Source organism: Nesterenkonia sandarakina, assembly GCF_003003175.1.
Classification (GTDB): Bacteria; Actinomycetota; Actinomycetes; order Actinomycetales; family Micrococcaceae; genus Nesterenkonia; species Nesterenkonia sandarakina_A.
In genome coordinates this window covers 52275-65437 of the sequence record NZ_PVTY01000006.1, presented here as the reverse complement: position 1 = coordinate 65437, position 13163 = coordinate 52275, and the positions used below count along the sequence as shown (strand labels likewise).

The following is a 13163-nucleotide window of genomic DNA, read 5'->3' as shown; positions in this document are numbered from 1 at the left end:
CAATGGTTCAGCGTCAACTGCCCAAGCCGCGCGACATCGCGCCGCTGATGAAGTTCAAGAAGTTCGACTTCAACGCCTCCCGCCGTCGGCTCTCCGCGGCGCTGACCATCGAGGACCTGCACAAGATCGCCAAGCGGCGCACCCCGAAGGCCGCGTTCGACTACACCGACGGCGCCGCGGAGGGCGAGTTCTCGCTGACCCGGGCCCGGGAGGCGTTCCAGGACATCGAGTTCAACCCCTCGATCCTGCGCGACGTCTCCGAGGTGGACACCTCCTGTGAGATCTTCGGCGGACGCTCCGCGCTGCCCTTCGGGATCGCCCCGACCGGGTTCACCCGGCTGATGCAGACCGAGGGCGAGATCGCCGGCGCCACCGCGGCCGGGGCCGCCGGGATCCCGTTCACCCTCTCCACCCTGGGCACCACATCCATCGAGGCCGTGAAGCAGGCGAACCCGCACGGGCGCAACTGGTTCCAGCTCTATGTGATGAAGGACCGCGAGATCTCCTACGCGCTGACCGAGCGAGCCGGCAAGGCCGGGTTCGACACCTTGTTCTTCACCGTGGACACCCCGGTGGCCGGTGCCCGGCTGCGGGACAAGCGCAACGGGTTCTCGATCCCGCCGCAGCTGAGCCTGGGCACCGTGGTCAACGCGATCCCGCGGCCCTGGTGGTGGTATGACTTCCTCACCACGCCGCCGCTGGAGTTCGCCTCGCTGTCCTCGACCGGGGGCACCGTGGGGGAGCTGCTGGACAAGGCGATGGACCCCTCGATCAGCTTCGATGACCTGAAGATCATCCGGGACCTGTTCCCGGGGAAGCTGGTGGTCAAGGGCGTGCAGAACGTCGAGGACGCGAAGAAGCTCGCGAGCCTCGGAGTGGACGGGATCGTGCTCTCCAACCACGGCGGCCGGCAGCTGGACCGCGCGCCGGTGCCGTTCCACCTGCTGCCCGAGGTGGTCCGCGAGGTCGGAGAGGACCTCGAGGTCACCATCGACACCGGAATCATGAACGGTGCGGACATCGTGGCCTCGATGGCCCTGGGCGCGAAGTTCACCCTGATCGGGCGGGCGTACCTCTACGGCCTGATGGCCGGGGGCCGGGCCGGGGTGGACCGGACCATCGAGATCCTGGCCGACCAGGTCGAGCGCACGATGAAGCTCCTGGAGGTCCCGAACCTCGCGGAGCTTCAGCCCAAGCACGTGACCCAGCTCGAACGCCTGGTCCCCCGCGCCCGCTGATGTTCTTCCTGGGTGGTTGCGTTCTCCGGTGGTGACGTTCCGACCGGATAACGCAACCACCCAGGAGGTGGGGTGGGCTAGCGCTTGGACGCGCGGTAGCCGGCGCTCTTGGCCGCCGCCGCGGTGGTGAAGCACTCCTCGGGCTTGGTCCGGGAGTAGAACGCCCCGCTGGGCACGTGGTAGATCCCGGAGTCCGCGTTGCCCTTGACCGGGTAGCCCTTCGGGCAGTTGAACGACGAGGACGTGACCTTCACCCGGGTCGGCTTCGCCGCCGGTGCCGGCGACTTCACCGTCGCGGTGGTCGCCGAGGTGCGGGTCACGGTGGTGTGCCCGGACTTCTTGCCGGTGACCACCACCGAGATCCGCTTGCCCTTGTGGGCGCTGGCGACCTTATAGGTCCGGCTTGTCGCTCCCTTGATCGTGGTGCCGTTGGCCCGCCACTGGTAGGAGAACGACGTCGCCCAGGTCCAGGTCCCGACGCTGGCCGAGAGGGTCTTCCCGGTGGTCGCGGAGCCGCTGATCTTCGGTGCGGAGGAGCGGGCCACCTTCAGCGTGGCCGCCGAGGTCTTCGACGCCGTCGCGTAGCCTGCACGCTTGCCGGTGACCTGCACGGTGATCCGCTTGCCCTGGTGCGCCGTGGTCGGTGTGAACGTGCTGCGGTACCCGCCGCTGATCGCCTTGCCGTCGGCATGCCAGCGGTAGCTCAGCGAGGTCCCGCTGGTCCAGGTGCCCGGCGACGCGGTGAGCCTGGTGCCCACGGCGGCGGCGCCGGAGATCCTCGGGGTGGGGGCGCGGAGCGTCTTCGCCGTGGAGCGGCTGGAGGTCACCGCCACGCCGGGAGCCGCGGCGGATCCGGTCGAGACCGCCGACGACGCCGGAGCGCTGGCCAGCTGGACGGCTGCCGGAGCAGACGTGGTCGGCGCAGGGGCGCTGAACACGGAAGGGGACAGCGGCGGCGTCGTCGGCTCCGGCGGTGGTGCGGAGGCGCCGAGCAGTGCGGCGGCCAATACGGTGGTGGTCAGGACCGAGGTGATGGTCCGCCAATGCAGGGAGTTCCCCATGGCATTCGTCTCCAGTGTGAGGCGTCCACTGCGCGGGACGGGGCGGCACCAGGATCCACTCCTGAACAGAGTGATCATATAGTCAAACAAGCCAATCTCCACCCGATCCAGACCACAACTTTTCCTGGGCAGTTGAGTTCTCCGGCAGCTACGTAGGAACCGGATAATGCAACTGCCCAGGAGGGTGGGGTGGGTGGGGGTTGCTGGCGGGGTCGTGGGGCTTCATGACCCTGCCAGGAATCGTGTTTCATGCGACCATGGAACATCTCTGATACTCCACACATTTCGAGAGTGAGGCGGGAGCACCGCATGGTGAATGCACCCCTGCACATCATCACCCTGGTCAAATGGGTCCCTGATGCCCAGCTCGAGCGCCGGTACAACGCCGAGGGGCGCATCGACCGCTCCGAGGGCGTGCTGAGCGAACTGGATGAATACCCGCTGGAGGCCGCGCTGCAGCTGCGCGAGGCCGCGCAGGACCGGGAGGTGCGGGTCACCGCACTGACCATGGGCCCCGCCGGATCCAGCACCGCCGTGAAGAAGGCCCTGCAGATCGGCGCCGACGACGCCTACCAGCTCACCGATGAGGCCCTCATCGGCGCCGACATCTGGGCCAGTTCGGTGGCGCTGAAGGCCGCCGTCGAGGCCGTGGCCGGTGCCGGCGAGTTCGAGTCCGGCGAGCCGGAGTACCTGGTGCTCACCGGCATGGCCTCCGAGGAGGGCGAGTCCGGCGCGATCCCCGCCCAGCTGGCCGAACGCCTCGGGGCCCATGTGGTCACCTACGCCACCAGCCTCGAGCTCGAGCCCGAGCGTCTCGTGGTCACCCGCTCCGGCGGCACCGAGTCGCAGAAGGTCGCGGTGCGCATGCCCGCCGTCGTCTCGGTCACCGACCAGGCCAACGACCCGCGCTACCCCAACTTCAAGGCCATCATGGCGGCGAAGAAGAAGCCGCTGACCCGCTTCAGCCTCGCCGACATCGGGCTGCGCGCCGAAGAGGTCAGCGCAAAGGTCCGCGTGCTGACCACCACCGCGCGCCCACCCCGCACCGCGGGAGAGATCATCACCGACGAAGGGGACGCCGGTCTGAAGATCGTCGAATTCCTGGCGAAGGAGCGTCTGCTGTGAGCAATGTCCTGGTCTTTTTCGACGTGCTCGGCGATGCGCTGAGCCCCGCCCAGCGTGAGCTGATCGCCCAGGCGCAGTCCCTGGGCGAGGTCCACGTCGCCATCGGCGCCTACGAAGGGGACCCCACCCCGGCGCTGGCGATCGGCGGCATCGGCGAGGTCTACCTCGCCGAGACCAGCCTGCCCGCCCCCGAGGTCGCCGTGGTGGACCTGCTGGAGACCGCCGTCGCCGAATGCGGCGCCGAGATCATCCTGGGCTCCGCCACCGCCGACATCACCGACGCCCTGGCCCGGCTCGCCGTGCGGCTCGACACCGGGATCATCTGTGGCATCGCGGCGCTCAACGGTGAACTCGTCGCCACGAAGTCCGAGCTGGCCGGCTCCTACACCACCATGTCGCAGCTGATCCCCGCCCCGGGCCGGCCGCTGGTCGCGACGTTCAAGCCGAACAACCTCGACCCGGAGCGGGTCGACGCGCTCCTGGAGGCAGGCGACGCCCCCGACGGCACCGTGCTCCCGGTGCGCCCCTCCGTGGGCGGGGTCGAGATCCTCGAACGCACCGCCCTGGAGGTCTCCGCCCGCCCAGCCCTGGCCGAGGCGCGCGTCGTCGTCGCCGGCGGCCGCGGCGTGGAGGGAGACTTCACCCCCCTGGAGGAGCTGGCGGACGAGCTCGGCGCCGGACTGGGCGCCTCCCGCGCCGCCACCGACGCCGGCTGGATCGAACACGCCGCCCAGGTGGGGCAGACCGGGGTCACCGTCTCCCCGCAGCTCTACATCTCCGCCGGCATCTCCGGAGCGATCCAGCAGCGCGCCGGCATGCAGACCGCCGGGACCATCGTGGCGATCAACAAGGACGAGGACGCCCCGGTCTTCGAGATCGCCGACTTCGGCGTGGTGGGAGACCTGCACGAGGTCATCCCGCAGATGATCGAGGAGCTGCGCCGACGCAAGGGGTGACCCTGCTCGCGCGACCCGCCTCAGAGCCGGCCCTCCCACCCAGGTGCCGGCACGCCCACCACACTCGGAGCACAGACATGTCACACCCCACCAAGGCCCGCTTCGGGCTGGGACCCGCCCTGCTGTTCTGTCCGGCCAGCCGGCCCGAGCTCTTCGCCAAGGCCGCCGCCGTGGCCGACGCGGTGATCATCGACCTCGAGGACGCGGTGGTCTCCGGGGAGAAGGAGATCGCTCGCAGCAACATGGTGCAGGCGCTGAACTGGGGCGACGAGTCCATGGATCCGGCGCGGACCCTGGTGCGGGTCAACGCCCCGGCCTCCGGAGAGCTCGAGGAGGACCTGCGCGCCCTCGCCGGGACCGAGATCAGCTACGTGGTGATCGCCAAGGCCGAGCGCACCGAGATCCTCGACCAGGTCGCCGCCGCCCTGCCCGGCGTCGGACTGATCCCGCAGATCGAGACCCCGGTGGGGGTGCTCAACGACCTGGCCCTGGCCCAGCACCCGGCCACCGCGGCCCTGCTGTGGGGCACCGAGGACCTGATCGCCGGCATCGGCGGCACCACCTCGCGCAACAACGACGGCTCGCAGCGCGAGATCATCCGGTTCACCCGCAACCGGCTGCTGCTCACCGCCGGTGCCGTGGGAGTGCCCATCATCGACGCGGTGTTCACCCGCGTCCCCGACCTCAAGCGCCTCGCGGTGGAGACCGAGGACGCCTGCGCCTCGGGCTTCATCGGGAAGGCCTGCATCCATCCCAAGCAGATCGACTCGATCCGGAAGGCCTACACGCCCACCGCGACCGATCTGGAATGGGCCAAGGGCGTCATCGCCGCCTTCGAGAACACCGCTGGGCTCGCCCCGGGCGCCGGGCATCGCGCCGACCCGGAGCTGGCCGGCGCGTTCAGCTTCCGCGGTGAGATGATCGACATGCCCGTGATCATCCAGGTCCAGCGCATCCTCACCCGCTTCGAGTCCATCGGCAGGGTCGCCTGAACCTGGCGGCACGCCCGCTGAACCTGGCTCTGGCGCCGCAGCCCCGCCCGCCGAAGCCCCGCCCGCCGCAGCAGCGACACCTGTACTGAACCAGCCTCCGCATCTCCCGAAAGGTCACCCCCCCCCGATGTTTGCCGGCTTCTACGACGAGATCCACGAGGAGTTCCGCGAGGTGGTGCGCGAGTTCGTCGCCCGCGAGGTCACTCCGCACTACCAGGCGTGGGACAACGCCCACATGATCGACCGCTCGATGTGGCTCGCCGCCGCGGAGAACGGGCTGCTCGGGCTCGCCGTGGACGAGGAGCACGGGGGCATGGGGCTCGGGGACTACCGGTTCCGGATGATCCTCGACGAGGAGCTCGCCCGCGCCGACGCGCTCGGAGTCGCCCTGGCGCTGCACCTGCACGACGACTGGGTCCTCCCCGCGGTGCTGAAGTTCGGTTCCACCGCGCAGCACCAGGCCTGGCTGCCGCGCTTCATGGACGGCTCCTTCGTCTCCTCGGTCGCCTTCACCGAGCCCGGGGCCGGGTCCGACCTGCGTGCCGTGCGCACCAAGGCGGTCAAGAACGACGACGGCGGCTGGACCCTCGACGGGCAGAAGACCTTCATCGGCAACGGCATCTCCGGTGACGGCGCCCTGGTCCTGGCCCGCACCGACGGCTCCGACGTCCGCCGGCGCGGCGCCGAGAGCTCCTTCAGCCTCTTCCTGGTCGAGAAGCAGGACAACCCCGGCTACCAGCCCGGACGTCAGCTGGAGAAGATGGGGCTCAAGGCCTCCGACACCGCTGAGCTGTTCTTCGCGGGGGTGCAGATCCCCGCAGCGAACCTGATCGGTGAGGAGGGCGGCGGGCTGGCCTACGCCAAGGCGATCCTGCCGCAGGGACGCCTCGGCATCGCCACCTCGGCCGCCTCGATCACCGCGGAGGTGCTGCGCCAGACACTCGGCTACGTCGCGGAGCGGCAGACCTTCGGGCAGCCCGTCAACGAATACCAGAACACCCGGTTCGAGCTCGCGCAGCTGCAGACGGGACTCGAGGCCACCCAGCGCTATGTCGCGGCGGCCGTGGAGCAGTTCAACGCCGGAGAGCTGGACCTGGTCACCGCCTCGAAGGTGAAGCTCTGGGCCAGCGAGCAGGCCAAGGGGTCAGTGGACAGCTGCCTGCAGCTGCACGGCGGCTACGGCTACATCCTGGACTACCCGGTCGCCCAGGCCTACCTCGCGGTGCGCCTGCTCACGATCTTCGGCGGCACCAGCGAGATCCTCAAAGAGACGATCGCGGCAGAGCTGCGCTGACGCTGCGCTTCCCCCACGCTGCAGCCACCCCGCTCAGCCCAGGACCCGAGTCATGAACACGCTGTTGGGATCCGGGACGTAGGCCCCGAAGGGCGGGCATTCGGTGAACCCGTGCCGCCGGTAGAGCCGGCGCGCCGCGGCGAAGTAGTCCTCCACCCCGGTCTCCAGGCTCAGCCGGGTGTAGCCGCGGGCGCTCGCCACGCTGAGCAGGTGTTCCACCATCGTGCTGGCCACCCCGCGCCCGCGCGCCGCCACCGAGGTGCGCATGGTCTTGATCTCCCCATGCGCCGGGTCCAGCTCCTTGAGCGCGCCGCATCCGGCCAGCACCTCCTCGGGCTCCAGCCAGGCGCTCCAGAACGTCATCCCCGGTCCCGCCAGGGCGTCCAGGTCGAGGGCGTGGATGCTCTCCGGGGGCGAGGTCGCGTGCATATCTCGCAGGTGCTCGAGGATGAGCTCCTGCACGACAGGATGATCCAGGGTCCCCTCGGTGATGCGCATGCTCGATATTCTGCCACCGGTGAGTCCACGCACTAGTCTGATCAGGTTCCATGCGCAGGCCAGCGCCTGGGGCCTGGGACACAGCAGGAGAACGGAACAGCATGAGCACAGCAGCACCCGCCGGCACCCGAGCAGGCCGCGGCTCTACTCTGATCTACCTCTTCGGCGCACTGGGTGGACTGAACTGGGGCTATGACACTGGCGTGATCTCCGCCGGGCTGGTGTTCCTGCGCCGAGACTTCGAGCTCAGCAGCTGGGCCGAAGGCGCGATCGTCACCGGCCTGATGGTCGGCGCCGCGATCGGGGCCTGCCTGGGCGGACGGCTCTCCGACCGATACGGTCGACGGGCCGTGCTGCTGGTCACCGCCGCGCTGTTCCTCATCGCTCCGCTGGGCATGGCCTTCGCGCCCAACGCCGAGGTGCTCGTCGCCGCCCGGCTCGTGGTCGGGCTCGGCACCGGCCTGGCCGCCGTCGTCCTTCCGGTGTACCTCTCCGAGATCGCTCCGGCACGGATCCGTGGACGCGTCACCGCCTCCTATGTCCTGGCGATCGTGATCGGCCAGTTCCTCGGGTTCGTGGTCGGAGTGGCCTTCGCCCCGATGGAGTCCTGGCGCTGGATGTTGGGACTCTCGGTGGTGCCCTCGGTGCTCTTCGCGCTGGGCCTGACCGTGGTCCGCGAGACCCCGCGCTGGTTGGTCCACCGCGGTCGGGAGGCCGAGGCAGAGCAGATGCTGCTGCGCGACCGGACCCCCGAGGAGGCCCGCCGCGAGCTCGATGAGATCCACGAGGTCCACGAGGCGGAGAAGCGCGACGGCGTCTCAGGTCTGCGCGCGCTGCGCCGCCCCTGGGTGCTCTCGATCCTCGGGGTGGGGTTCGGCCTGGGCGTCTATCAGCAGGTGATGGGCATCAACGCGGTGCTCTACTACGCGCCCACCACGCTGCAGAACGTCGGCTTCTCCGACGAGGGAGCGATCGGCTCCAACCTGATCATCGGGGCGCTGAACATCGCCGCGGTCTGGGTGGCGATCACCTACACCGACCGCTGGGGCCGCCGCCCGATGCTGCTGGTGGGCGCCCTGGGCACCTCGCTGGCGCTGGCGGTGCTCGCCGTGGTGAACCTGGTCATGCCCGCCCCCGACGGGCTCGGCGCGCTGGGCATCGCGACCCTGTCCTGCCTGGCCGTGTTCATCTTCATGTTCCAGGTCAGCTGGGGCGCCCTGGTCTGGGTGGTGCTCGGGGAGATCTTCCCCCTGGGCGTGCGCGCGGCCGCCATGGGCGTGGTGACCACCGCGCACTGGCTGGCCAACGGCCTGGTCTCGCTGCTCTTCCCCACGGCGCTCGCCGCCTTCGGCGTGGGCTGGATCTTCGCCGGATTCTCGGTCATCTGCTTCACCGCGTTCGTCTTCACCTGGAAGAAGGTCCCAGAGACCAAGGAACGCACCCTGGAGCAGATCGAGACGGCGTTCCGCCGCGCCGGCTGAACCCGTCTTGCGAGCTGGTCTGAACCCGTCTCGCGACCGGGTCTGAACCCGCTCTGCACCGGCTCGGACCCCGGGCCGGCACGGATTCGAGCCGGTGGAGACCGGCTGCGCCCGCCGGACTGCCTCCTGCGCTGGACCGCGGACCCTCGACAGCCCTAGTGGTTCACGTCACATAATGGCGCTCGGACAACTGTCCGGTGATCCCGCAGTCCTCGCGCCTGCAGTCCTGACTCCGCCGCAGCGCGGGAGGAGAGACCCCTATGACCATGAGCTTCAGCCACCAGACGCTGGGTCAGCGGGTCCACTTCGGCGTCGGGAATCTGACCACGGATGTGCGCACCGAGGCGAAGCGGCTCGATGCCCAGGAGATCCTGCTCATCGCCTCAGGCAGCGCGGAGCCCGCCGCCGATGATCTGCATGCCACCCTGCGCATCGCGCACCGGCTCGACGGCGCGCGGCAGCACGTCCCGGTGGAGGATGTGGAGCTCGCCTGCGACGCCGCCACCCAGGCCGGGGCGGATCTGATCCTCTGCGTGGGCGGGGGCTCCGCCATCGGCCTCGGCAAGGCGGTCGCGCTGAAGACCCGGGCTCCGATCATCGCGGTGCCCACCACCTATGCAGGCTCCGAGGCGACCAATGTCTGGGGCGTCACCGAGGCGGGTGCCAAAGCCACCGGGATCGATGATGTGGTCCTGCCTCGAAGCGTGGTCTACGACGCCGAGCTGGTCCGGGACCTCCCGGCCGAGCTGGCCGGCGCCTCCGGGATGAACGCGCTGGCTCACTGCATCGACTCGTTCTGGGCGCCGGGCGCGGACCCGCTGAACAGTCTGTGGGCTGAAGAAGCCATCCGGGCCCTGCGCCGGGGACTGGCCCAGCTCGCCGAGGGGTCGATCCACAGCCTGGAGGCGAGCCAGCAGCTCCAGTACGGCGCCTATCTCGCCGCCACGGCCTTCGCCTCCGCCGGCTCGGGCCTGCACCACAAGATCTGCCACGTGCTGGGCGGAGCCTTCGGGCTGCCGCACGCGCAGACCCACGCCGTGATGCTGCCCCACGTGCTGGCCTTCAACCTGCCGGCCGCACCGGAGGCGGGGGAGCGCATCGCCGCGGCGCTGGGTGCCGAGGGGCCGATCATCGGCCTGGACCGGCTGCGCACCCAGATCGACGTCCCGCGGGCGCTGCGCGACCACGGACTCAAGGAGGCGGACCTTCAGCGCGCCGCGCAGCTGATCCTCGACGTCGTCCCGGCCAGCAACCCGCGCCGGATGACCCCCGCAGACGCGACCGCGCTGATCCGCGCCGCCTGGTCCGGAGCGGATCCGGCCGCATCGCCCGAACGACCCCAGCAGTCATAGATCGCAGCAGTCACCTCCACAGAAGGGCATCATCATGACCTACCTGCTCGGCTCCCACCACGTGACGCTCTCCGTCGGCAAGGCCCAGGAGGACGTGGACTTCCACACCAAGGTCCTGGGCATGCGGTTCATCAAGAAGACCGTGCTCTACGACGGCTCGATCCCGATCGATCACCTGTATTACTCCAATGCCAACGGTGACCCCTCCGCAGTGGTCACCACCTTCCCCTGGGCCCAGCAGGGGATCTTCGGCACTCGGGGCACCAACCAGGCCCGCGAGGTGATGCTCGCAGTGCCCGCGGGGTCCCTGGACTTCTGGGCGCAGCGACTGAGCTCGATGCAGATCGAACACCAGCAGTCGGAGCTCTTCGGTGAGCGGCGTTTGGCGTTCAACCACCCCTGCGGCCTGGAATATGTCCTGGTCGGAGTGCACGGGGACCCCCGGGTGGGTCACCCCGGACACGGGGTGCCGCCGGAGCACGCGGTGCACGGGATCTACGGCATGGGCATCCATGTCTATGACCAGGACCGGATGGTGGACTTCGCCAAGGATGTGTTCTTCCTCGGCGGTGAGATCGCCGAGGCCGGCGATGTCGCCCGGTTCAAGGTCGGCTCCGATGAGTTCGGGAACTGGGTGGAGCTGCGCGGCAATCGCACCGACGAGCAGGGCACCTGGCGCTTCGGGGCAGGGACCTATCATCACTTCGCCTGGAACTTCGACACCCTGGAGAACCAGGAGGCCTCGAAGTTCGTGATCGAGGGTGCCGGCTACACCGACATCTCCGAGCTCAAGGACCGCACCTACTTCAAGTCCCACTATGTGCGCACCCCCGGAGGTGCCCTGTTCGAGCTCGCGGTGACCCACGCCGACGGCGGCTGGGACTGCGACGAGTCCCCCGAGGAGCTGGGCCGGAAGTTCATGCTGCCCCCGCAGTTCGAGCACGAGCGCGAGCACATCATGTCCCAGCTCGAGCCGTTGAGCGTGGACGACTGATCCGCCGTGCCGACCCATGACCAGATGGGCCTCGTGCACCACGGCGCCGCCGCCGAGGAGGCGCGGCTGGTGGTGTACGGGGTCCATGGTCGCACCCAGAGCCCCGAGTTCTTCATCGACCTCGCCGCACGCTTGACGCTGGAGGGGATCTGCTGGTGGCTGCCGAGCCCGGCAGAGCACTCCTGGTATCCGGGGAAGTTCATGGAGCCGCCCGAGTCCAACCAGCCGCAGCTGGACCAGGCGCTGGGGGTGATCCACAGTCAGCTCTCAGGCCTCCTCCGCGAGCGCGACGCCGGCGGCCCCCCCGGTGGTGGTCTTCGGATTCTCCCAGGGAGCCTGTCTGCTGACCGAGCATCTGCTCACGATCCAGCCGGCCGTGGACGGCGCGGTGCTGCACACCGGCGGATATCTCGGGCCGCGGCCGCGCAGCTTCGCCCCGACCGCCTCTCCCGGTCTGCGCGGACTCGCGGTGGAGCTCTTCTGCGCCGACGAAGACCCCTGGGTGCCGCTGCACCGGGTGAAGGACACCGCCGCGGCATTCGAGGGGCTGGCCGGGGTGACCACGCTGAGCGTCTACCGCGACGAGGAGCACCACATCACCGACGACGCCGCCGCCCGGATCCGTCACTATCTGAGCCGGAGGTCCCGGGACTGAGCCGCGTTCGGGGCTGAGCCGCCCTCGGGACTGGGTCGCCGGCGGACCTCAGCGCAGCTCGCGGGCCAGGCGCCGGATCGCGGCCGGACCCACCAGGTCCCCGGTGAGCAGCGGCAGCGTGTCCACCGGCACCCCGGGAAGAAGCTCGGTGAGCGAGTCGAGGTGGCGCTGCTCCTGCTGTCTGCGCTGGGCCAGATAGTCGCCGGCGTCGGTGGGGGAGAGCCGGTTGACCACCAGGCCGCCGACGTCGACGCCGGCCTCGCGCAGCTGGGCGCAGAGCTCCACGGATTCCAGGACCGGGAGCCGCTCCGGGGTCAGCACCACCACGAAGCTGCAGACCGCTGAGTCGGCGAGGACCTGGCGCATCATCTCGAAGCGCGCCTTCCGGCGGGTCAGCACCTGCCGGATCCGCTGATCGCGGTTGGTCGGGGAGGTCTTCGCGGGATCGTCGTCGCCGTCGAGGACCCGCACGGCCGCCCCGAACCGCTCGGCCTTGCTGCGTCGGGTCAGCAGCCCCGACATCCAGGTGGACATGATCTCGGGCAGCGCCATCAGCCGGGCGGTGTGGCCCGAGGGGGCGGTGTCGAACACGATCAGGTCATGGGAGTCGAGGCCGTATTCGATGAGCACGGCGATCCGTTCCAGGATCGCGGACTCATGGGTGCCCGGGGAGTGGGCGGAGAGCTTCAGATGCGCCGCTACCTGCGGGTGCAGGTGAGCGGGCATGAAGTCCCGCAGCGTGGCTCCGACCTCGGCCAGGTGCTCGTCGATGGTGCGCTGCGGGTCGATCTCCACCCCGCGCAGCACCCCGCCGGAGACCTCGTCGCGGTAGAGCTCCACCGGGTCATCGCCCACACCCTGGTCCCACAGATGGCCCAGATTGTGCGCGGGGTCCGTGGAGACCAGCAGCACCCGGCGACCGGCGGCCGCCTGATGCAGCGCCACGGCCGAGGCGGTGGCGGTCTTGCCGACTCCGCCCTTGCCGCCGAGGAAGAGCACCCGGCGTCGTTCAATCAGATCCAGCAACATGCGTGCAGCGTCCTTTCAGCAGCAGCCGAGTCCGTCCATCGGGGAGTGCTCCAACCCCTGTCGGGTGTGCCATTCATGCATCCGGTCCAGCATCTCGGGCAGCAGCTCCAGCGTCATCCCGGAGGCGGGATTCGGCAGGCCCAGCGCCTCGGAGAGCACCAGCATCATGAACAGGTCTTCCTCGTCGCGCTTGGCGCGGGCGAAGACGCGTCGATACGGGGCGACGTAGAACTCATGGAGTCCGGCGTTGAACCGTCGCCACAGGCTCGCCGGCTCGCCGGGTCCAAGGTCACCGCCGCTGGAGCCGAGAGCACCGGCGCCGCGGGCACCGGGTCCACCGGATCGAGGGCCATCGGCGTGCGGATCACGCCCAGATGAGCTTGTCACGGTGTCCCCCTTCCCCGCAGGAGCGGGCCATCTCGTGTGAGGCACCTCATGTTACGCGAGGCCGGCCGCGACGCGCTGGAGTCCTTGACGAAGCCGGGTTG

General features: G+C 69.7%; 13 protein-coding genes. 9 read left to right on the top strand and 4 right to left on the bottom strand.

Going from position 1 to position 13163, the window contains the following annotated elements:
* Positions 1–2: 2 nt before the first annotated feature.
* Entirely contained in the window at positions 3–1238 is a 1236-nt protein-coding gene (locus BCL67_RS06290) for an alpha-hydroxy acid oxidase (protein ID WP_106122608.1), read from the top strand.
* A gap of 77 nt (positions 1239–1315) precedes the next feature.
* On the opposite strand, the gene BCL67_RS06285 is transcribed toward BCL67_RS06290, so the two are convergent.
* The gene (locus tag BCL67_RS06285) at positions 1316–2299 is read right to left on the bottom strand and encodes a sunset domain-containing protein (protein ID WP_106122607.1); all 984 of its coding nucleotides are present in this window, start codon (positions 2297–2299) and stop codon (positions 1316–1318) included.
* Positions 2300–2608: 309 nt separating this feature from the next.
* On the opposite strand from BCL67_RS06285, the gene BCL67_RS06280 reads away from it, so the two are divergent.
* The 4 genes from BCL67_RS06280 (at position 2609) to BCL67_RS06265 (ending at position 6666) form a co-directional block, all read left to right on the top strand.
* Positions 2609–3424 carry an electron transfer flavoprotein subunit beta/FixA family protein gene (locus BCL67_RS06280; protein WP_258174799.1) on the top strand — a complete coding sequence of 272 codons (816 nt, stop codon included), beginning with the start codon at positions 2609–2611 and terminating at the stop codon, positions 3422–3424.
* Positions 3421–4380 (top strand): electron transfer flavoprotein subunit alpha/FixB family protein, encoded by a 960-nt coding sequence (locus BCL67_RS06275; protein WP_106122606.1) that lies wholly within the window; start codon positions 3421–3423, stop codon positions 4378–4380. The genes BCL67_RS06280 and BCL67_RS06275 overlap by 4 nt, the downstream gene beginning before the upstream one ends.
* 77 nt (positions 4381–4457) lie before the next feature.
* Entirely contained in the window at positions 4458–5372 is a 915-nt protein-coding gene (locus tag BCL67_RS06270; RefSeq protein ID WP_106122605.1) for an HpcH/HpaI aldolase/citrate lyase family protein, read from the top strand.
* Positions 5373–5499: 127 nt separating this feature from the next.
* A complete protein-coding gene (locus tag BCL67_RS06265; protein WP_106122604.1) occupies positions 5500–6666 on the top strand; it encodes an acyl-CoA dehydrogenase family protein in 1167 nt (388 codons plus the stop codon).
* 33 nt (positions 6667–6699) lie between these two features.
* Here BCL67_RS06265 and BCL67_RS06260 read toward each other — a convergent pair whose 3' ends face one another.
* A complete protein-coding gene (locus BCL67_RS06260) occupies positions 6700–7164 on the bottom strand; it encodes a GNAT family N-acetyltransferase (RefSeq protein WP_106122603.1) in 465 nt (154 codons plus the stop codon).
* Between the two features lie 101 nt (positions 7165–7265).
* Between BCL67_RS06260 and BCL67_RS06255 the strand changes: the two genes are divergently transcribed.
* The 4 genes from BCL67_RS06255 (at position 7266) to BCL67_RS06240 (ending at position 11646) form a co-directional block, all read left to right on the top strand.
* Positions 7266–8645: a sugar porter family MFS transporter gene (locus BCL67_RS06255; protein ID WP_106122602.1), complete on the top strand. Its 1380-nt coding sequence runs from the start codon at positions 7266–7268 to the stop codon at positions 8643–8645.
* A gap of 260 nt (positions 8646–8905) precedes the next feature.
* The gene (locus tag BCL67_RS06250; protein ID WP_106122601.1) at positions 8906–9997 is read left to right on the top strand and encodes a maleylacetate reductase; all 1092 of its coding nucleotides are present in this window, start codon (positions 8906–8908) and stop codon (positions 9995–9997) included.
* 34 nt (positions 9998–10031) lie between these two features.
* Positions 10032–10991 carry a VOC family protein gene (locus BCL67_RS06245; protein WP_106122600.1) on the top strand — a complete coding sequence of 320 codons (960 nt, stop codon included), beginning with the start codon at positions 10032–10034 and terminating at the stop codon, positions 10989–10991.
* Positions 10992–11298: 307 nt separating this feature from the next.
* Positions 11299–11646 carry an alpha/beta hydrolase gene (locus tag BCL67_RS06240; protein WP_106122599.1) on the top strand — a complete coding sequence of 116 codons (348 nt, stop codon included), beginning with the start codon at positions 11299–11301 and terminating at the stop codon, positions 11644–11646.
* A gap of 48 nt (positions 11647–11694) precedes the next feature.
* Here BCL67_RS06240 and BCL67_RS06235 read toward each other — a convergent pair whose 3' ends face one another.
* Positions 11695–12675, bottom strand: coding sequence for an ArsA family ATPase (locus BCL67_RS06235; protein ID WP_106122598.1), 981 nt, complete (start codon positions 12673–12675; stop codon positions 11695–11697).
* Between the two features lie 15 nt (positions 12676–12690).
* Positions 12691–13062: a cory-CC-star protein gene (locus tag BCL67_RS06230; protein ID WP_308737974.1), complete on the bottom strand. Its 372-nt coding sequence runs from the start codon at positions 13060–13062 to the stop codon at positions 12691–12693.
* Between the last annotated feature and the right edge of the window lie 101 nt (positions 13063–13163).

Excerpts from the sequence above, each read along its gene's own strand:
- BCL67_RS06290 (WP_106122608.1), top strand. The coding sequence starts at position 3 with ATGGTTCAGCGTCAACTGCCCAAGCCGCGCGACATCGCGCCGCTGATG.
- BCL67_RS06285 (WP_106122607.1), bottom strand. The coding sequence starts at position 2,299 with ATGGGGAACTCCCTGCATTGGCGGACCATCACCTCGGTCCTGACCACC.
- BCL67_RS06280 (WP_258174799.1), top strand. The coding sequence starts at position 2,609 with ATGGTGAATGCACCCCTGCACATCATCACCCTGGTCAAATGGGTCCCT.
- BCL67_RS06270 (WP_106122605.1), top strand. The coding sequence starts at position 4,458 with ATGTCACACCCCACCAAGGCCCGCTTCGGGCTGGGACCCGCCCTGCTG.
- BCL67_RS06265 (WP_106122604.1), top strand. The coding sequence starts at position 5,500 with ATGTTTGCCGGCTTCTACGACGAGATCCACGAGGAGTTCCGCGAGGTG.
- BCL67_RS06260 (WP_106122603.1), bottom strand. The coding sequence starts at position 7,164 with ATGCGCATCACCGAGGGGACCCTGGATCATCCTGTCGTGCAGGAGCTC.
- BCL67_RS06255 (WP_106122602.1), top strand. The coding sequence starts at position 7,266 with ATGAGCACAGCAGCACCCGCCGGCACCCGAGCAGGCCGCGGCTCTACT.
- BCL67_RS06250 (WP_106122601.1), top strand. The coding sequence starts at position 8,906 with ATGACCATGAGCTTCAGCCACCAGACGCTGGGTCAGCGGGTCCACTTC.
- BCL67_RS06245 (WP_106122600.1), top strand. The coding sequence starts at position 10,032 with ATGACCTACCTGCTCGGCTCCCACCACGTGACGCTCTCCGTCGGCAAG.
- BCL67_RS06235 (WP_106122598.1), bottom strand. The coding sequence starts at position 12,675 with ATGTTGCTGGATCTGATTGAACGACGCCGGGTGCTCTTCCTCGGCGGC.